Raw genomic sequence first — 19,437 nt, 5'->3', positions numbered from 1 at the left:
GGGTTTGCATCTGCGGCAAATGTGCAAGTACGGGCATCTTCTCAGTAGGTATCCCTCTATTCCTACGCGAGAAGGGCGGGAACTATGAGACGGGATCGCAGATGGGCCCTCTGGCCCCTCGCGGTGCTGCTCGGCACCGCGCTCACCTTCGCGCCCGCGCTCGGGGCGCACGCGTATGCCGTAGAGGGTGATGTTGCCGGCGGCTCGACGGGCGTTGTCGAGCCGGGGGATCCCGCGGGAGCCCCGCTCGACGCCGAGACGCTCGTCACCGCGCTCGATGCCGGCGGCGAGGTTACGCTGACCGCCGACGTGACGCTTGAGGGGCGGGTGGACGTGACCGAAGACGTCACGCTCGACCTCAACGGCTTCACGCTGACGGGCGTCCTGCGCGCGAAGGGCGCGAGCCTGACGGTTCTTGATTCCAGCGAGGGTCAGACCGGGTCCATGGTTGACCCCGCCGGCGAGTTCCCACTCGTGAGAGGCGACGGGGCGACGGTCCTCGTCACGGGCGGGACGTTCCACGTGGAGCCTCCGGAGGGCTTTGTCCCGGAGGGCCATGGGGCAATCGAGAAGGACGGCGTGTGGCTGGTGACCACGGCCGTGGAGCCCGAGCCCGTGCACGCGCACGATCTTGTTGCCCATGAGGAGGCGCCTGCGACCTGCACGACGCCGGGAACAAAGGCGTACTGGGAGTGCGCCGGCTGCGGCAAGCTCTTTGCGGATGCGTCCGCAACGACGGAGCTCCTGCGCGACGAGCTGGAGATCGCGCCCACGGGCCACACCCTCGCCTCCGTGCAGGAGGTGGCATCCACCTGCGTCGCCCCCGGCACCGCCGCCCACTGGAGGTGCGAGGCCTGCGGGGCGCTCTTTGGGGATGACAAGGCCGAGCAGGCTGTGTCCGCGGGCGACCTGGCGCTCCCGCTGGCTGCCCATGACCTCGAGTACGTTCCCGAGGTCCCGTCCACATGCGTTCAGGCTGGGACGGCCGGGCACTGGCACTGCTCCGTCTGTGGCGGTCGCTTCGCTGACGAGGCCGCCGCGCAGGCCGTGACGCTTGACGAGCTCGCGCTCCCGATCGGCGGCCACGCGCTCGCAGCCGTCGAGGAGACCCCTGCCACCTGCACGAAGCCCGGAACGGCAGCCCACTGGGCGTGCACGCTCTGCGGCAAGCTCTTCGCTGACGAGGCCGGCGGCGTTGAGGCAACAACGGAGAGCCTGGTCACCGACCTCGCGCCCCACGCGCTCGCCGAGGTGGGCGGGACGCCCGCGACCTGCACCGAGCCGGGCGTTCGTGACCATTGGAAGTGCTCCGTCTGCGGCAAGCTCTTCTCCGACGAGGCGGGCACGACAGAGGTGACGGCCGGGCAGCTCGGAACCGACCTCGCGCCCCACGCGCTCACGGCCGTCGCGGAGGTCCCTGCCACCTGCGTGGAGACCGGCACCGCGGCGCACTGGCGCTGCACCAGCTGCGGCGGCCTCTTCAAGGACGAGGGGGGCACGCAGCCCGTCTCTGCCGACGGCCTGGTCATTCCGCTCGCCGCGCACAGGCTGACGGCGCACGCCCCCAAGGCGGCCACCTGCACCGAGCCGGGCAGCCTCGCCCACTGGACCTGCGAGGTCTGCGGAAAGACCTTCCTGGACGACCGTACACTCGACCCCGCGGGTGACGTCGTCGTCTCCGCGACGGGCCACGAGGCCGTCCATCACGAGCGCATCGCGCCTACGACCAGGGCGGAGGGTCGTGCGGAGTACTGGGAGTGCTCCACCTGCGGGAAGCTCTTCTCCGACGAGGACATGACCAAGGAGACCACAAAGGATGCGCTCGTCCTGGCCAAGCTCAGGGTCTTTACCGTCACCTTTGACGACTGCCTCAAGGGGACGGAAAACGTCGCCTACGAGGTGGCCGAGGGCCGCGCCACGCCACGGCCCAAGGACCCGTCCCTCAAGGGCTGGAAGTTCGAGGGCTGGTACGCCTATGACGGCGGCTGGGCCCGTGAGGCGTACGACTTCGACGCCCCCGTGACCGAGGACCTCACGCTCTACGCCAAGTGGAGCGAGCTTCCCGGCGTCGAGGCGGCGGGCGAGAAGGACGCGGCGCCCACGGTCCCCGAGACCGGCGACGACCTCAACGCCACTGCCCCCGTGGTAGTTGCCCTGGTTGGCGTCGCGGCGCTCGCGGGCACCGTCATAGCGCGGCGGCGCGCACGTCGCTAGCGTGTCCGAACATGACCAAACGCCGTCATGACGACGGCGCCTTCGGGGCCTCGCCGCGCGCGGGGCCCCGCTCGTTTGTGGGGCGTCCGTCGGGCCGTACGTATCGCCCCGCGCCCTGCGGTAAAATCAATCCGTTAGACGCGCGCCTAAGCCGAGGAGGCCTCATGATCGATCGCTACACCCGTCCTGAGATGGGCCACATCTTCTCCCTGGAGAACAAGTACCGCATCTGGCAGGAGATCGAGGTCCTGGCCTGCGAGGCGCATGCCGAGATGGGCAAGATCGGCATCACGAAGGAGGAGGCCGCCTGGATCCGCGAGCACGCCGCCTTCAACAAGGACGAGGTCGACGCCATCGAGGCCGTGACCAACCACGACGTCATCGCCTTCCTCACCAACATGGGCGAGTACATTGACAAGGACGTCCCCGAGGGCGAGCCCAAGCCGTCCCGCTGGGTGCATTTTGGCATGACGTCCTCCGACCTTGGTGACACGGCCCTCTGCTATCAGCTCGTCCAGGCCACCGACATCCTGATCGAGGACTGCAAGAAGCTCGGCGAGATCTGCAAGCGCCGCGCCTTCGAGGAGCGCGACACCCTCTGCGTGGGCCGCACCCACGGCATCCACGCCGAGCCCATGACCTTTGGCATGAAATTCGGCAGCTGGGCCTGGGAGCTCAAGCGCGACTACGACCGCCTCAAGGACGCCCGCGCCAACGTGGCCTTTGGTGCCATATCCGGCGCGGTGGGCACCTACTCCTCCATCGACCCGTTCGTCGAGGAGTACGTCTGCGAGCACCTGGGACTGGTGCACGACCCGCTGTCCACGCAGGTCATCTCCCGCGACCACCACGCCTACCTCGCCGGCGTCCTGGCCACCACCGCCGCCACCTGCGAGCGCATCGCCACGGAGATCCGCAACCTCCAGAAGACCGACACCCTCGAGGCCGAGGAGCCGTTCCGCAAGGGCCAGAAGGGTAGCTCGGCCATGCCGCACAAGCGCAATCCCATCACCGTGGAGAAGGTCTGCGGCCTCTCCCGCGTGGTGAAGGCCAACGCCCAGGTTGCCTTTGACAACGTGGCGCTCTGGCACGAGCGCGACATCAGCCACAGCTCCGCCGAGCGCGTAGCGCAGGCCGACAGCTTCATCGCCCTCGACCACATGTTCCAGTGCCTCACGCGCATCGTGGACGGTCTCATCCTCTACCCGGCACAGATGCTCGCCAACCTCAACAAGACCCGCGGCCTGATCTTCTCGTCCAAGGTCCTTCTCGCCCTCGTGGAGACGGGCATCACGCGCGAGGAGGCCTACGCCATCGTGCAGGAGAACGCCATGGCCACGTGGCGCGAGGTCCAGCAGTGCGCCGGCGGCACCACGTTCCGCGAGAAGCTCGAGGCCGATCCGCGCTGCACCGTGCCCGCCGCCGAGCTGGACCGAATCTTCGACCCGCGCGCCTTCCTCACGCGTGCCGGCGTCGTCTTTGACCGCCTGGAGCAGCTCAACTTCGACTAACCGCGCGCCGTGCAAAAGGGACAGTCACTTTTGCACGCCGGCGACAGACATCAGAGAGCGTGCAAAAGTGACTGTCCCTTTTGCACGGAAGGAGCGGACATGCACTTTGACTACACGCCGCGCGGGGTCTGCTCGCGCGCCATCCACATCGACCTTGCGGATGACGGCAAGACTATCGAGCAGGTCTCCTTTGAGGGCGGCTGCAACGGCAACCTCAAGGCCGTGAGCAAGCTCGTGGCCGGCCACCCCGTCGACGAGATCGTGGGCATCCTCTCCGGCAACACCTGCGGCCCGCGCCAGACCTCCTGCGCCGACCAGCTCGCGCGGGCCCTCGTCGAGGCCTCGGCCCAGGCGCGCTAGGCGAGAAGGACGGTCGACCCGGTGAGGCTCCCCAAGCTCAAGATGACGCGCCGCTCGCTCTTCAAGGCGACGGCGGTCGGCGGTGTGACCGCGGCGGCGGTCGGCATCCTGGCCGGCTGCACGCATGGCGCGAACGACACCGTGGCAGACCCCACCGTGGTCGACGAGTCCGAGGCGGACGACATCCTCTCGGAGTTCGAGGGCGTGGACACGACGCTCGCCGTCGAGGGGTCGTGGACCCTGCCGCTCGGCAACGTGCTCCACCCGGCTGAGGGCACGTGGATTCCCGTCACCACGGCGGGGTCCTCTGCCACGCCGATGGTCACGGGATCGGCCTTCTCGCTCGCGTCCGGGGAGCTCATGGAGGTCGTCCCCGAGCCCGTCAGCGGCTCGGCGACCTCGGTCATCTATGACGCGCGTTGCTCGGACAGCGTGTACGCCTGGACCGAGCTCGACCTGGTGACGCGGGCGTGGTCGCTCCATGCGTCCTCGTTTTCCGCCGGCGCGCTGACCGGGGACACCAAGACCCTCTGGGAGGGCACCTCGGACTATGACCCGGCCCCCTTCGCCGTCTCCGGCTCGAGCGTGATCTGGCAGGTCCAGCCGTCGACGCTCGGGACCAAGACGCAGGAGCACTCCTTCTGCTACATCTGGCACGCCGGGGACTCGGACGCCCAGGCGGTGGTGGAGTCCCCGGGCCGCTTTGCCATGTGGCCGACCGTCTCGGGCGAGGTCGTCACGCTCGCGCCGCGCGTGCGCGCCTCCGAGGGGACCTACTACGGCGTCACCGCCTACTCCCTCTCGGACGACCTCAAGACGAGGATCGACCAGCTCGTCATGCCCCAGGGCGTGCGACCGTTCCGCGCGGTGCGCGTGGGGGACCGGTTTCTCGTCTCGGTTGAGGCCAGCTACAGCACCGGCGGCCTCCTCGGGCAGATGGGCACCTACATCGGGACGTCCTCGGCCGGCTTCTACCGCCTCAACCGCGAGCCGTCCGAGTGCGGCTGCGGCAACGGCGACCTGTTCATCGTCAAGAGCAACGCCACATACCTCGTGCTCGACCTCGCCAAGCGCCAGTACTCGGCGCTGCCCTCGGCAGACCGCATCGTCGACTACGGGGAGTACCCGGCCCGCGTGGGAGAGTGCGACCTCTTCGTGACCTTCTCGACGGTCAAGGACGCGGACACCGGCTACCCCGCTTCCGTTGCGGTGCGTACCTTCCGCCTGTAACTTGGAATCTCCAGCGGCCCGGTAGGGTACACTAGGGTCATCCACGGACCGGATTTCCCGGAGACGACCAGTCGTTAGCGAGGAGGCCAGCATGGCTTCAGATGAGAAGAAGATTCTGCTCGTTGAGGACGAGAAGGCAATCAGGGACGCCGTCGCGGCGTACCTCGAGCGCGAGAGCTATATCGTGCGCGGCGTCGGCGACGGCCAGAGCGCCGTCGAGGAGTTTGAGAAGCACACCTTCGACCTCGTGATCCTCGACCTCATGCTCCCCAAGCTCTCGGGCGAGCGCGTCTGCCGCGCCATCCGCGAGACGTCCAACGTGCCCATCATCATGCTCACCGCCAAGGGCGAGGTCGAGGACCGCATCATCGGCCTCGAGCTCGGTGCCGATGACTACCTCATCAAGCCCTTCTCGCCGCGCGAGCTCGTCGCCCGCGTGCGCGCCCTGCTTCGTCGCGCCCACACCGAGACCGAGCCGCAGCTCGAGGTGCTCGACTTCGGCGACCTCGTGATCGACATCTCGGGCCACAAGGTGCTCGTGGAGGGCAAGGAGGTCGACCTCACCGCCTCCGAGTTCAAGCTGCTGACCACGCTCGCGCGCTACCCGGGCCGCGTCTACACCCGCATGGAGCTCGTCGAGAAGGTCCTCGGCTACGACTTCGAGGGCTACGAGCGCACCATCGACTCCCACGTCAAGAACCTCCGCGCCAAGCTCGGCGACGACCCGCGCAACCCGCGCTGGCTCTACACCGTTCACGGCGTCGGCTATCGCTTCGAGGCTCCCGAGAAGGCGGCCGACGCCGGCAGCCGATAGGCGCCGGGATGTCCGCGCGCTTCGTCACCGGAAGGGACGCACAGCTGGACGAGGGCGGCTCCGAGCGGCCCTCGTCCTCTCGTAGCTCTTGGAACACGATCAAGCCCTCGCCCAAGCGCGGGCGCCCCTACTCCACGAGCCTCACCCTCGGCTTTGCGCTGACGGCGATAATGACGGCCGTGGTGCTCGTGGTGGTGCTCGCCATGGTGTGGGAGGGCCAGTTCATGGCCTACACCCGCCAGAACATGCAGAGCATCGCCGACTCCACGGCGGAGAGCATATCCGAGGCATACCAGCAGACCGGCGAGCTCGACGAGACCGCCGCCGCTGCCGCCGCGGGGGCGTCCTCGCTCTCCTCTGACATCGTCGTCCAGGTCGTCGACGCCGACGGCAACGTGCTCTACGATGACACCTGGGCTCGGTCGACCACGCTCACCCCGGATGCCGCCGAGGGCGCGAAGCCCGTTCCCGCCACGGTCCCGACCGCCCAGGAGGCGCTCGTCACCTCGCAGATCCTCGACGAGGACGGGGCCGTCGTCGGCGAGGTCCGGCTCTGGGCCTTTGGCTCCGAGGCCCTGCTCACCAAGAGCGACGCGTCCTTCCGCTCCAACTCGTACGGCGCCATCGCGACGGCCGCCGCGATCGCGGCCCTTCTCGCCTGCGTGATCGGGTACTTTGTCTCGCGCGGGATGGCAAAGCCCATCCAGCGCATCACCTCGACGGCCAAGCAGATCAGAAACGGCGACCTCACGGCGCGCACCGGCGTCACGGGTGCCGACGAGATTGGCCAGCTCGGCGAGACCTTCGACGACATGGCCACGACCATCGAGCGCGACATCAAGCTCGAGCACCGCCTCACCGGGGATGTCGCCCATGAGCTGCGCACGCCGCTCATGGCCATGCAGGCCACGGTCGAGGCCATGCAGGACGGCGTCCTGCCCGCGGACGACGAGCACCTGGAGGTCGTGGCCTCCGAGGTGCGCCGCCTCTCCCGCCTCATCGACGCCATGCTCAAGCTCTCGCGCCTGGAGAACGGCACCACCGAGGTCAAGGTCGAGAAGACCGACATGGTGTACCTCGTCAAGAGCCTGGTCTCCGCCCAGCATCAGCTCTTCCACGAGCGCGGCCTCCACCTGCGCTTCGTTGACGAGACCGCCCACGGCGAGCTCTACGCCGACGTCGACCCCGACCTCATCCGCGAGGCGATCGTGAACCTCATGAGCAACGCGATGCGCTACACCAACGCGGACGGCTGGGTGAAGGTCTTTCTGCGGCAGGATCGCTCCGACGTGCTGATCGGGGTCCAGGACACCGGCATCGGCATCGCCAAGGAAGACATCCCGCAGACCTTCTCGCGCTTCTGGCGCTCCGACGTGAGCCGCGAGCGCGTGTCCGGCGGCCTCGGCGTGGGCCTGGCCATCACCAAGGAGATCGTCGACAAGCACAACGGTACGATCCTCGTGGAGTCCGAGCTCGGCAAGGGAACCACGTTCACGCTGCGGATTCCCCAGCGCCGCGAGCGCAAGGAGAAGGACCGGTAGCGCCGCTGCGCTCGCCGCGCCGCGGCGCGAGTGACGTATACTGGATGGTTGAGTGAAACGCCTACGAAAGGTGGCCGGAATGGCTGAGATGGAACTTCGTCCGGACTCGCACGGCAAGGTCCGCGACATCTACGACTGCGGCGACAGCCTCCTCATGGTGGCGTCCGACCGCATCAGCGCCTATGACTTCATCCTGCCGGACGAGATCCCGCACAAGGGCGAGATCCTCACGCGCATCTCCGCGTTCTGGTTCGAGCGCTTTGCCGACCTCATCCCCAACCACATGATCAGCTGCGACGTGGCGGACCTCCCCGAGGAGTTCAAGCCGTACGCCGACTACCTCGCCGGCCGCTCCATGCTGGTCAAGAAGGCCCAGACCGTGCCCATCGAGTGCATCGTCCGCGGCTACCTCACCGGCTCCGGCAAGAAGACCTACGACGAGGACGGTACCGTCTGCGGCATCAAGCTGCCCGACGGCCTGACCGAGGCCTCCAAGCTCCCCGAGCCGATCTTCACCCCCTCCACCAAGGCGGAGCTCGGCGACCACGACGAGAACATCTCCTTCGAGCGCTGCTGCGAGATCGTGGGCGAGGACGTGGCGGCCCAGCTGCGCGATGCCTCCCTCTCGATCTACAAGGCCGCTGCCGACTACGCCGCCGAGCAGGGCATCATCATTGCCGACACCAAGTTCGAGTTTGGCTTCATCGACGGCAAGCTCACCCTCATCGACGAGTGCCTCACCCCCGACTCCAGCCGCTTCTGGCCTGCCGACTCCTACGAGGAGGGCAAGGTCCAGCCGAGCTACGACAAGCAGTACGTCCGCGACTGGCTGCGCGCCAACTGGGACATGACCGGCGAGCCGCCGCGCATCCCCGCCGAGGTCATCGAGGGAACCTCCAAGCGCTACCAGGAGGCCTTCCAGATCATCACCGGCACCGAGTTCGTGCCCGCCCGCTAACGTCGAAGACGACCGCAGAAGGAGCTTCATGTCACTCAAGGACACCATCGAGGGCGCCCGTCGCGAGGCCGAGGGCAACGCCGTCGGCCGTCCCAAGAAGGAGGCCGAGGCCGTGACCTCCACGAGCGAGGAGCGCAAGGGCTTCTCGCGCAGCTCTGCGGCCAAGGCGCGTCCCGTGCGCGAGGCCGGTGCCTCCGTGCGCGTGGAGAGCAAGGCGAAGGCCTCCGGCCTTGGCCGTGCCGAGACAAAGGAGGAGAAGAAGGAGCGCAAGCGCCGCGAGCGCGAGGAGGAGGACATCCGCAACCGCGCCTACGACCTCGTCCTGCGGGAGCTTCCCGGCTACAAGAAGACCGAGAAGGTCTTCTGGGCGTTTCTCGGCGTGGGCATGGCGCTCGCCGTCATTTCCCTCATCTGCGCCTACGTCTTTGGACAGAACACCGACCTCGGCACCTGGCAGGGCATCCTGAGCGTGGCGTCGCTCGTCTTTGCGTACGCCGCCATCATTGGTAGCTTCATCTACGACATGGTGAAGCGCCGCCCGTTCCGCAAGGCGGCCGAGGCCCGCGTCCGCGGCCTCTCCGACAAGAAGCTCCTCGAGCTCTTCCAGCGCGCGAGCGCCGAGGCGTCCGCGAAGAAGGTCGAGAAGAACGTCAAGAAGTAGCTTTTGTCGCCGCGCGTGCGCGGTGATAGAATAGTTCGACGCACTGCCTTCGTAGCTCAGGGGATAGAGCACCGCTCTCCTAAAGCGGGTGTCGGCCGTTCGAATCGGCCCGGGGGCACCAGAATTTTCGCAGGTCAGATGGTATAAGCCGTCTGACCTGCTTCTCTTTTCCGTGTAAGATGCCTAAAAGGTGCCTGTCCCCATTTAGGCATGCCTAAATGGGGACAGGCACCTTTTAGGCATCTTGTAGGCAGAAAAACGGCCGGGCCCCGCGGGGCCCGGCCGTCGTGGCGTCGGGTGTGTTTGCGCTAGTTGCCGCTCTTCTGACGCGAGGACGAGCGCGAGTTGACGCTGACGCCGTTTCCGATGTCGGTGCCGGTGCCCTCGCCGCTCGTGCCGCCCTGGTTGTCCCCGGTGGAGGAGTTCCCGCCCCCCTCGGTTCCCGTGTTGGACCCGCCGCCCTCGTTGCCGGTGGACTGGACCTCGGTGGTGAGGACGATCGTGCCGCCCTCGGGCAGGGACTCCCAGGCGGACTGGCTGACGACCACGCCCTCGGCGCTGCTGCCCGAGGCGAGCTGCACCACGAAGCCGAGGTTCTGGAGCTGCGCGCGGGCGTCGTAGTAGCTCTTGCCCACGACGTACGGCACGGGCACGTTCTCCACGGGCTTGGGGCCGCTCGAGACGGTGATGGTGACCGTGGAGCCCACCTCGGCGGTGTTGCCCGCCGCAGGGTCGACGGAGATGACGTTGCCCTCGGCCACGGTGTTGCTGTAGTCCCAGACCACCTTGACGTCAAACTCGCCGTCGCTGCTGGAGAGGCGCTCCTGCGCGTCCTCGTAGTAGTCGCCCACCACGTTGGGGATGACGGCCGTGCTCGCGCCGGAGGAGATGTGATAGGTGATGGTCTCGCCGACGTTGACCTCGGTGCCCTCGGGCGTGTCCTGGGCGCAGACGCGGCCCTTCTCGATGGAGTCGCTCTCCTGGTCCTCGCCCTTGCGCCCCTTGAGGTTGTACTTGGCAAGCTCGTCTTCCACCTGGTCCTCGGGGAGGTTCGTGAGGTCGGGCACCGTGACCTTCTCGGCCGGCGCCTCACCCTTGGAGACGCGGATGTCAATGGAGGAGCCCTCGGGCATCGCGCGGGTGGCAAGGGGGTTCTGCTCGTAGACGAGGCCCGGGTCCTGCGCCGACGTGTAGCCCTGCTCCACCTTGCCGACCTCGAAGCCGTTGTCCTCGATCGCCTTGATGGCCTGCTCCTGGGTGAGGCCGATGAGGTTGGGCACCGGCTTGGTCTGGGTGCCGGAGCCAAAGATCGAGAAGAGCGCGACAGCCGCCACGGCCACGACGGCGATGACGCCGATCACGCCGAGGATGACGTTGCGGCGGTGCCTGCGCTGACGCTCGGCCTCCTCCTCGGCGGCCTGCTCGGTGGCGCTCTGCGCGCGATAGCGGTTCGTGCGCTCGACGCGGGGGATGGAGGCGGTGCCGCCCGTGGCGGGGATGGCGCCCGTGCCGCGCTCGAGCTTGTTGGTGGGCTGGATGGGGAGCATGGCGGTGGCGCTGTTCACGGCCTGCACGCGGCCCGCGAGGTAGTCGCGCAGCGTGCGGAAGAGCTCGTCGGCCGTCTGGAAGCGGTCGGCCGGGTTCTTCTGCATGCACTTGAGGATGATGGACTCGAGGGCGGGGTCCACGGCGGGGTTGAGCTGGCTGGGCGGCTTGGGCTGCTCGTTCACCTGCTTGAGGGCAACGGTGATGGCGTCGTCGCCCTGGAAGGGGACCTGCCCGGTGGCCGCCTCGTACATCACGATGCCGAGCGAGTAGATGTCCGTGGTGGGCCCGAGCTCCTTGCCCTGCGTCTGCTCGGGGGAGACGTAGTGGGCCGTGCCGAGGACGGAGTTGTCCTGCGTGAGGTGGCTGTTCTTGGCGCGCGCGATGCCGAAGTCCATCACCTTGATGTTGCCGTCCGGCTGCACCATGATGTTCTGCGGCTTGATGTCGCGGTGGATGATGTCGTGCTTGTGGGCCACGGAGAGCGCCTGCGCGATCTGCGAGCCGATCTGCGCGACCTTCTTGCAGTCGAGTGCGCCGTGCTTGCGAATGCCGCTCTTGAGGTCGGTGCCGCGCAGGTACTCCATGACGATGTAGTACGTGTCGGCGTCCTTGCCCCAGTCGTAGACGGAGACGATGTAGGGGCTCTGCAGAGCAGCCGCGGCCTGCGCCTCCTGCTTGAAGCGCGCGGCGAAGGACGGGTCCGCGGCGTACTGGGGCAGCATCGTCTTGATGGCGACGGTGCGGCCGAGCACCTCGTCAAGGCCGCGGAAGACCGTGGCCATGCCTCCCGTCCCGATCTTGTCCTGCACCTGGTAGCGTCCGCCGAGAATCATCCCTGGCATGCTCAACTCCTATCCCGCTCGCGGCCGTGCCGCGTCCCCTTTTCTGTGCGCCGAGGGCGCGTCCTGCTCTATCTCTGGTTCGTTTCTGCTTCGTTGGTCAGTGTGTCCTGTCGGTCTGTCGCGCCCCCATCAGCTGCCCGCCCCGGATGACTGCACGGCGAGGGCGCGCGCGAGCACCTGCCCGGCGAGCGAGGCCGCGAGGCCCTCGACGTCCTCCCCCTGGCCCTCGACGCAGATCGAGATGACGAGGGTCGGGTTGTCATACGGCGCGAAGCCGATGAAGAGCGAGTTGATGGTGCCGTCTCCGACCTCGGCGGTGCCGGTCTTTCCGGCCACGCGGGTCCCCTGGACCCGGGCCGCCATGCCCGTGCCGCTCTCGACGACCTGGAGCATGGCCTCCTTCACGAGCGCGGCGGTGTCGGCCGAGATGGCCTGCCCGAGCGAGCGGGCCTGGGTGCGCGAGGTCTCGACGCCCTCGGGGGAGAGCACGTGGTCGACCACGTAGGGGTCCATGACCACGCCGCCGTTGGCGATGGCCTGGGCCACCATGGCGTTCTGCATGACGGTGGTCTGCGGGCCCGCGGGGCTCTCGTGCTCGCCCACGGGCTGGCCGCAGGCCGCCCACGCGGTCTCCCACTCCGTCATCTCGGACGGGTCGGGCATGAGGGAGGCGGTGCACTTGAAGTCCTGGCCGACGCGGCGCCCGTAGCCGAAGGCGTTGGCGTAGCTCACGAGCGTGCTGGCTCCCACCTCCACGCCGACCTGCCCGAAGGCGGTGTTGGAGGAGACGGCGAGCGCGTCGCGCAGCGTGAGCTCGCCGTAGTCGGCGTCGTGGTTGTTGGTGACGGGTGCGCCGCCGATCTCTATCTCGGCGCTCGCGTCGTAGACGGCGTCGAGCGTGGTGGTGCCGGAGTCGAGCGCGGCGGCCAGCGTGAGGGCCTTGAAGGAGGACCCGGGCGGGTAGAGGACGCTCGTCGCGCGGTCGATGAGCTCGCCGTTCGTGCCCGAGGCCATGACGGACTCGAGGTTGTCGACGGTGTAGGTGGGGTTGGACGCCTTGGCCAGGACGGCACCCGTCTTGGGGTCGAGGATCACGATCGAGCCGGTGTAGCCCTGCAGGGCGTCCTCCGCCGCGCGCTGGATGAGCGAGTTGATGGTGAGCGCCACGGTCGAGCCGGGCTGGTCGACGCCCGCGAGGGTGTAGAGCGCGCTTCTCCAGTTGGAGTAGTCCGCATGTCCGGTGAGCGTGTCGTTCATGGTCTCCTCGATGCCGGCTGAGCCGTACTGGAGGGAGATGTAGCCCACGGTGTGGCGCGCGAGCGTGCCCTGGGGGTAGCTCCGGAGGTAGGTGCCGTCGGCCTGCTGGATGCTCTCGGCCAGCGTCACGCCGTCGGACGTGATGATGGCGCCGCGCTGCACGTAGGCGCTCCGGGCGATGGTGTGGTTGTTCGTGGGCAGGTCCTGCACGCGCGCGGCGTCGATCTGCATCACGTACGTGAGGTTGGCGATAAGGACGGCAAAGAGCAGCGAGAAGACCGTGATGAGGTTCGTCAGACGCTTTCCGAGCGCCACGCGGCCCAGGACGCCGGACTCGGCCGTGAGCAGCGAGAAGCTTCCGCGCGCATGGCTGCCGTGCACCACGGACGCCGCGTGCGCGCCGACCTTGCCGGCCCCCTCGGCGACAGACGACAGCGGCGGGCGCACGTTCTTCTCGCCCGAAAGGCCGCTCTCGATCTGGGTGCCGCGGCCGGTGCCCTCGTCTCCCGCGCGCAGGAGCAGGCCCACGATGATGAAGCTCGCGAGCAGCGAGGTGCCGCCCTGGCTCATGAAGGGCAGGGTCACGCCCGTGAGCGGCAGGAGCTTGGTGACGCCTCCCACGATGAGGAAGGCCTGGAAGCAGATGGCGCTCGTGAGGCCCACCGCGGCGAAGGCCGAAGTGTCGGACTTGGCGCGCGCCGCCGTTGCGAGGCCGCGCACACACAGCAGCAGGTAGAGGATCAAGATGGCCGCGCCGCCGAGCAGCCCCATCTCCTCGCCGATGGCGGAGAAGATGAAGTCGCTCTCCACGACGGGGATGACCGTCGCCATGCCCTTGCCGATGCCGCGCCCCATGAGCCCGCCGTCGGCGAGCGAGTAGAGCGACTGCACGATCTGGTAGCCGCCGCCCGAGGCGTCGGCCCACGGGTCGAGCCAGATGTTCACGCGCGTCTGCACGTGGCCGAAGAGGTTGTAGCAGGCCACGCCGCCCACGGCGAGCAGAAGGAGGCTCACCACGACGTAGCTCACGCGGCCGGTGGCCACGTAGAGCATGATGAGGAAGAACGTGAAGAGGAGAAGGGCGCTGCCGAGGTCGGTCTCAAAGGCCACGACGAGCAGGCTCACGCCCCAGACCACGAAGAGCGGCAGGAGCATCCTCAGGCGCGGGAGGCTCACAGGGCCGATCTTGCGCATGGAGGCCGAGAGCGCCTCGCGGTTGGCGGCGAGGTAGAACGCCAGGAAGAGGACGATGGCGATCTTGGCGAACTCGCCCGGCTGGAAGGTGAAGCCGCCGATGTTGATCCAGAGCTTGGACCCGCCACGCTCGGTGCCGACGATCATGGGCAGCACCAGCAGGACCACGCCGGCGATTCCGAGCGTGTACTTGAAGTCCGCGAGGCGGTCGAGGTTGCGCACCACGGCGAGCACGACGACCATGGCCGCGATGGAGACGAAGAGCCAGATGACCTGGTTGACGGCGAGATCGGGCGCGAGGCGCGTGAGGAACGTGATGCCCGTCCCCGAGAGCGCGAAGACGATGGGCAGGATGGCGGGGTCGGCCCCCGGCGCGAGGAAGCGTATGGCGACGTGGGCCGCGCCGAAGGCGGCGAAGAGCCCCAGCGGCACGCCCAGCGTGGCGAGGCTCAGCTGCGCCGTGGTGGTGACCACGTACATCGCATAGAGCAGGACGACGGGCACCGCCGCGAGGAACAGCAGGAAGAGCTCGGTGTTGCGGCGTGAGAGGCCGCGCGGGGCGGGAGCGGCGGGGGCGGCCATGGCCTCGTAGGCCGCGCGCGTGCGAGCGCCCGAGAAGTGCGTTCTTCTCGCCATCTCACTCGCCCCCGTTCGTCTCTGCGTCGCCCGTCTGCCCCTCGGTCGGAGGGGTCTCGGCAGCGCTCTGGCCCGCCTGACCGGCGTCCTCCGCAGCGGCCCCCTCCTCGGCGCCGGGCTGACCGTCGGACTTGGCCCCCTCGGCCACCTGGGCGGCCTTCACGGCCTCCTCGTCGATCTGGCGGTGGTAGGAGTCGATCGTCTCGAGCGCCGCCTCTTCGCCGTTCACGCGGATGCCCTGCTCGAGCTGGTCCTGGACGGACGAGGGGAGGTCGCTCACCTTCACGGCGCTCGTCCCCACGAGCTCGTTCAGCGGGATGCCGAGGATGTCACCCTTGATGCCGCGGTAGATGGCGACGGTGCCGCCGTTCTCGGCGAGGTACCACTCGCTGCGGACGAAGGCTGCGGTGACGAGGAAGGCGGCGATGAGGACGCCGGCCACGGCGCTCGTGATCATGGCGGCGCGCCGGATGAGCCGCCGGCGGATCTCGTCGGCGACGCCGTCGTTCAGGACGTCAACGACGATGACGGTGACGTTGTCCGCGCCGCCCGCCGTGAGCGCGGCGGAGACGAGGTTGTCGGCCGCCTGCTGCGGCGTGGCGCTGGACACGGCGACGGACTCTATCTCGCTGTCGGAGATCATCGACGAGAGGCCGTCCGAGCACAGGATGATGCGGTCGCCCGTGTTGACCTCGAGGGAGAAGTGGTCCGCGTACATGTCGGGGTCCGAGCCGAGCGCTCGGGTGATGATGGAGCGCGAGGGGTGCGTGCGCGCCTCGTCGGCCGTGATCTGGCCGGAGTCGACGAGCTCCTCGACGTAGGAGTGGTCGTGCGTGACGCGCACGAGCGTGCCGTGGTGCAGCACGTAGGCGCGCGAGTCGCCGACGTGGGCCACGGCCATCTTGTTCTTCTCGATGAGGATGGCGGTGGCGGTGCAGCCCATGCCGGGCTTGCCGATGCCCTCCTCGGCGCCCTTGATCACGGCCTGGTTCGCGGCCTCGACGGCGGCGCCGAGCAGGACGTCGTCGGCGGTCGCGGGCGCGCGCTCGCCGATGGTGTCAACGGCGATGGAGCTTGCGACCTCGCCGGCCGCATGGCCGCCCATGCCGTCGGACACCACGAAGAGCGGCGCGCGAAGGAAGAACGAGTCCTCGTTGTGGCCGCGGACGAGGCCCACGTCGCTGCGCGAGCCCCAGGAGATGAACCCGTTGGAGCCCGTGACCTTGTCCGCGCCGGCGCGTCCCTCGACGGGCATCTCGGCGCGGCCCGGGGCGTTGGCGGGCTCCGGGGCGGTGATGACCTGAGACTCCTCCGTCATCCGCGGCTCACCCTCATGATGGTGTCGCCCACCTGGACCTCGTCGCCCTCCCTCAGCGTGACGGGCTGCTCGATGCCGTGCCCGTTGACGAGCGTTCCGTTGGTGGAGCCGAGGTCCTCGAGCACGAGGGCCGGCCCCTGGAGGGTGAAGCGGGCGTGCGTTGACGAGACGTAGGGCTCGTCAACGACGATGTCCGACGAGGGGGAGCGCCCGATGACGACGGGGCCGAGGATGTCGACGTGCAGGCCCCTGAGCGAGCGGGTGCCCTTCTCCACGTCCACGGACCAGATCGCCGCGTCGCGACGCTGGCCCCGCACGAGGCCCACGCCCGTCCGCATGACGGCGAAGAGGAAGATGTACAGGACGACGACGAGAAGGACGCGTCCCACGAAGAGGACGAGGTCGATCATGCGCGCATCTCCCTGAACTCGAGGTTCACGAGGCCGAGCGTGATGAGGTCGCCGTCGCGCAGGACGCAGTCCTGGACGTCGACGTCGTTCACGAGCGTGCCGTTGGTGGAGTTGAGGTCGGTGATGTGCCAGTCGCGCCCGTCAAAGGAGAGCTGGGCGTGGCGGCGGGAGACGTTGGGGTCGCGCAGGACGACGCCGGCCTGGGAGCGCTCGCGCCCGATGACGGTCGCGGGGGCCTTGGCCGAGAAGGTCCGCCCGGTCTGGCGGTCGATAAGCAGGCAGGTGGCCACGCTCTCGTCCTCGGCCGGTGCCGCGGGCGTCGGCGCCGGGGCGGGGATGGAGGACGCCACGGCGGCGGCCCCGGGGACCGCGCCGGCGATGCCGGCGACCGCGTCCGCCCCCACGCCGCGCCTCATGTCGACGAGCGGGACGTTGCGGCGCTGCGTCTGCGGAACCGGGATGGCGGCGGGCTGCGCCGCGGGCGCGACGAGCGGCGTGCCGGCTGCCGCGACGGGCATGGGCGTGGACTCGGACGCGGAGGCGACGGGTCCCGCGACGTCGTCAAACTCGGCGGGCATGACCTCGAGGCCGGCCTCGGAGTCGGAGAGCGCGGGACGGCGCTCGGGCTCGCGCGGGGCGAGCGACGCCATGCGGTCGGACGGGCGGCGCGTGGGTCGCGGCTGCGGTCCGCGACGGTTGATCTTGGCCGCGGCGCCGCCGGCGCTCGAGTTGCCCGCGAGGAACGCACGCTCCTCCTCGCGCAGGCGGTTGAGCGTCCGCGCGTCGACGTTCTCCGCGAAGACGGCGAACTTGCCGGAGCGCTGCGACGGGTCGACCATGAAGCGCACGAGGGGACTGCCCACGAAGGCGTAGCCCTTCTTCTGGGCCTGGGCCGTGACGAAGGAGGAGATCTCGTAGGTGATCTGCTCGTAGAGCGGCCGCATGAGGGAGTCGTCTGAGGAGGAGACGAGCACGGTGTAGAGCGCCGGCGCGGTGTCCACGCCGTCTATCTCGTACGTCTCGTTCTCCATCTCGCGCGCCGCGCGCTTGGCGAGCTTCTTGAATGAGAACGGCTCGGTATATCCCTGCGGCGCGGCCCCGAACACGGAGCTGATGCGCCCCTCAAAGTCACTGAGGAAGCTCATGGTACCCATCCTCGTCATCCAGGTCCTCGAAGAGCGGGCCTCTGAGGACTGTCGCAATGCACAAAAGCACAGACAAGAGTACCGCAATGACGGCGGCCTCCCAATCGAGGGCGGCCCATATACCGGCATTCTCCATGCTAGCTGCGATGACCTCGGAGCCCACAAGCAGGCAGAGGCCGAGGATCTGGCCGCAGACCCCCGCCGCCACCGAGCCGCGCAGCGCCACGGCGGACGAGACGGCGCCGCAGAGCGCAGCACCCGCGCAGACGGCCCAGAACGCCGGGTCCGACCACTCCGCGAGCAGCGCCGCGACGGTCACCGTGGCGGAAAACCCCGCGTCGACGGCGCACCCGAAGAGGCTTCCCAGCAGGTAGCCGACCGCGCCCGTGACCGCGGCGGGGCCGGGGTCGAGCGCGTACCCCGCGACGCCCGCGCCCGCGGCGGGCGTGGGCAGGCAGCAGGGGAGAAGGACGGCGAGGCCGCCGAGGTGCTCCTTTCGGCCCACGGCGGCCCACCACACGAGGGTCGCCGCCGCTACCGCGGCCGCCAGCGGGAACGACGAGGGCGCCCGCGCGGTGACGCCGAGCGCGCCCGCCAGCGCGAGGCCGCCGAGCGCGCCGCCGAGGGGCGGCCAGGCCGCCGCGGCAACGGCGCACGCGAGTGACGCCGCCGCGGCGGCGCCGGACTCGGGTCCAAGCAGCGCGGGCAGCGCGAGCCGGACGGTCGCGAACGTCGCGAGCGCGGTGACGGCACGGCCGATCGCGCTCGGCAGCCACGGGAGGCGCAGGGCGATCGGCGGGCGCTCGCCCACGAGCGTGGCCGCCGACCCGTCGTCCTTCTCGGCCTGGTCAACGAGCTCCCTGAGCGACGCGGCGCCGGCGCGCGGGTCGCCCAGCCAGGGGACGAGCTCGTCGGCGAACTCACGGACGTCGGCGGGCCGCGCGGAGGCCTGGGGGGCGAGCGCGTCGGCGAGGATGAGCTCGGGGTCTCCGGCCAGCTCCGGGCAGTCGCGGGAGAGGGGCCGCCGCGGCCCGCGCTCGATGAGGCGCAGCGAGGCGGCGGCGGAGTCCGCGGCAAAGGGGCAGGTCCCGCCGAGCGCCTGCCAGAGGACCACGGCGAGCGAGAAGACGTCGCTGCGCTCGTCCACGAGCATGCCCTCGATCTGCTCGGGGGGCATGTAGCCCACGGTGCCGCCGCGCGCCCCGCCGTATCCGGCGGCCGAGGCGAGCGTGGCCATGCCAAAGTCCGCGAGCTTCACCACGCCCTGCCGGTCGATCATGATGTTGGTGGGCTTGATGTCCAGGTGCAGGACGCGGTTCTCGTGGGCAAACTCGAGCGCGCGTGCCACGGAGTCGAGCACCTGCGCGCACTCCTCGCAGGTGAGCCTGCCGCCCTCCACGCGGGCGAGCAGCTCGGCGAGGTTGAGCCCGTCGACGTACTCCATGACGATGTACGCGTAGGCCCCGTCGGACTCAAAGTCAAAGACCGTCACGATGTTGGGGTGTCCCAGCATGCACGCCGTGCGCGCCTCCGCGAGGGCCTCCTCGGCCGTCGTGGTTGCGGCGTCATCGAGGATGGGGAGCCGCTTGATGGCCACACGGCGCTGGAGGCGCAGGTCCCAGCAGGTGCAGACCGTGCCAAAGCCGCCGGTCCCCCGGCGCGCGAGAACGCGATACCTGCCTAGGAGGATCTCCTCGGGCGGCGTGTGCTGCTGCGCGATAGGGCTCGTCTCGCTCACGGCGTCTCCTTCGGTTGTGCTGCGTGTGCCGTGTCGTGGGCCCATTCTACCGCAGGCGCG

Annotated in this window: 14 protein-coding genes and 1 tRNA gene; 9 read left to right on the top strand and 6 right to left on the bottom strand. The window is 69.1% G+C overall.

Annotated features, from left to right (window positions below; genetic code table 11):
* Positions 1-84 precede the first annotated feature (84 nt).
* From E0L17_RS08010 to E0L17_RS07970, 9 genes are all read left to right on the top strand, one after another.
* Positions 85-2,214 carry an InlB B-repeat-containing protein gene (locus E0L17_RS08010; RefSeq protein ID WP_167930726.1) on the top strand — a complete coding sequence of 710 codons (2,130 nt, stop codon included), beginning with the start codon at positions 85-87 and terminating at the stop codon, positions 2,212-2,214.
* A 164-nt stretch (positions 2,215-2,378) separates the two neighbouring features.
* The gene (purB, locus tag E0L17_RS08005) at positions 2,379-3,725 is read left to right on the top strand and encodes an adenylosuccinate lyase (RefSeq protein ID WP_167930725.1); all 1,347 of its coding nucleotides are present in this window, start codon (positions 2,379-2,381) and stop codon (positions 3,723-3,725) included.
* 99 nt (positions 3,726-3,824) lie between these two features.
* Positions 3,825-4,085 carry a TIGR03905 family TSCPD domain-containing protein gene (locus E0L17_RS08000; protein WP_167930724.1) on the top strand — a complete coding sequence of 87 codons (261 nt, stop codon included), beginning with the start codon at positions 3,825-3,827 and terminating at the stop codon, positions 4,083-4,085.
* Positions 4,086-4,106: 21 nt separating this feature from the next.
* Positions 4,107-5,315: a Tat pathway signal protein gene (locus E0L17_RS07995; protein WP_353652967.1), complete on the top strand. Its 1,209-nt coding sequence runs from the start codon at positions 4,107-4,109 to the stop codon at positions 5,313-5,315.
* A gap of 91 nt (positions 5,316-5,406) precedes the next feature.
* Positions 5,407-6,129 carry a response regulator gene (locus tag E0L17_RS07990; RefSeq protein WP_167930723.1) on the top strand — a complete coding sequence of 241 codons (723 nt, stop codon included), beginning with the start codon at positions 5,407-5,409 and terminating at the stop codon, positions 6,127-6,129.
* A gap of 8 nt (positions 6,130-6,137) precedes the next feature.
* Complete coding sequence (locus E0L17_RS07985) at positions 6,138-7,670, top strand: HAMP domain-containing sensor histidine kinase (protein WP_167930722.1); 1,533 nt, start codon at positions 6,138-6,140, stop codon at positions 7,668-7,670.
* Positions 7,671-7,749: 79 nt separating this feature from the next.
* Positions 7,750-8,628 (top strand): phosphoribosylaminoimidazolesuccinocarboxamide synthase, encoded by an 879-nt coding sequence (locus E0L17_RS07980; RefSeq protein WP_206109073.1) that lies wholly within the window; start codon positions 7,750-7,752, stop codon positions 8,626-8,628.
* Positions 8,629-8,656: 28 nt separating this feature from the next.
* Complete coding sequence (locus E0L17_RS07975) at positions 8,657-9,289, top strand: APC family permease (RefSeq protein WP_167930721.1); 633 nt, start codon at positions 8,657-8,659, stop codon at positions 9,287-9,289.
* 45 nt (positions 9,290-9,334) lie between these two features.
* A tRNA-Arg gene (locus E0L17_RS07970) sits at positions 9,335-9,410 on the top strand.
* A 187-nt stretch (positions 9,411-9,597) separates the two neighbouring features.
* On the opposite strand, the gene pknB is transcribed toward E0L17_RS07970, so the two are convergent.
* The 6 genes from pknB to E0L17_RS07940 all read right to left on the bottom strand — a co-directional run bounded on the left by pknB (position 9,598) and on the right by E0L17_RS07940 (position 19,377).
* Positions 9,598-11,679 (bottom strand): Stk1 family PASTA domain-containing Ser/Thr kinase, encoded by a 2,082-nt coding sequence (gene pknB / locus E0L17_RS07965; RefSeq protein WP_167930720.1) that lies wholly within the window; start codon positions 11,677-11,679, stop codon positions 9,598-9,600.
* Between the two features lie 129 nt (positions 11,680-11,808).
* Positions 11,809-14,712 (bottom strand): FtsW/RodA/SpoVE family cell cycle protein, encoded by a 2,904-nt coding sequence (locus E0L17_RS07960; protein WP_167930746.1) that lies wholly within the window; start codon positions 14,710-14,712, stop codon positions 11,809-11,811.
* Positions 14,713-14,767: 55 nt separating this feature from the next.
* Complete coding sequence (locus E0L17_RS07955; RefSeq protein WP_286163381.1) at positions 14,768-16,084, bottom strand: Stp1/IreP family PP2C-type Ser/Thr phosphatase; 1,317 nt, start codon at positions 16,082-16,084, stop codon at positions 14,768-14,770.
* The gene (locus tag E0L17_RS07950) at positions 16,081-16,494 is read right to left on the bottom strand and encodes an FHA domain-containing protein (RefSeq protein ID WP_075279122.1); all 414 of its coding nucleotides are present in this window, start codon (positions 16,492-16,494) and stop codon (positions 16,081-16,083) included. The genes E0L17_RS07955 and E0L17_RS07950 overlap by 4 nt, the downstream gene beginning before the upstream one ends.
* On the bottom strand, positions 16,491-17,639 hold the full coding sequence (locus E0L17_RS07945; RefSeq protein WP_167930719.1) for an FHA domain-containing protein: 1,149 nt from the start codon (positions 17,637-17,639) through the stop codon (positions 16,491-16,493). The genes E0L17_RS07950 and E0L17_RS07945 overlap by 4 nt, the downstream gene beginning before the upstream one ends.
* Positions 17,623-19,377: a serine/threonine-protein kinase gene (locus E0L17_RS07940; protein WP_353652966.1), complete on the bottom strand. Its 1,755-nt coding sequence runs from the start codon at positions 19,375-19,377 to the stop codon at positions 17,623-17,625. The genes E0L17_RS07945 and E0L17_RS07940 overlap by 17 nt, the downstream gene beginning before the upstream one ends.
* Between the last annotated feature and the right edge of the window lie 60 nt (positions 19,378-19,437).

The organism is Olsenella sp. SW781, from assembly GCF_012027725.1.
GTDB lineage: Bacteria > Actinomycetota > Coriobacteriia > Coriobacteriales > Atopobiaceae > Thermophilibacter.
Note: the sequence above shows the minus strand (reverse complement) of the source record. Positions and strands in the feature narration are given on the sequence as shown.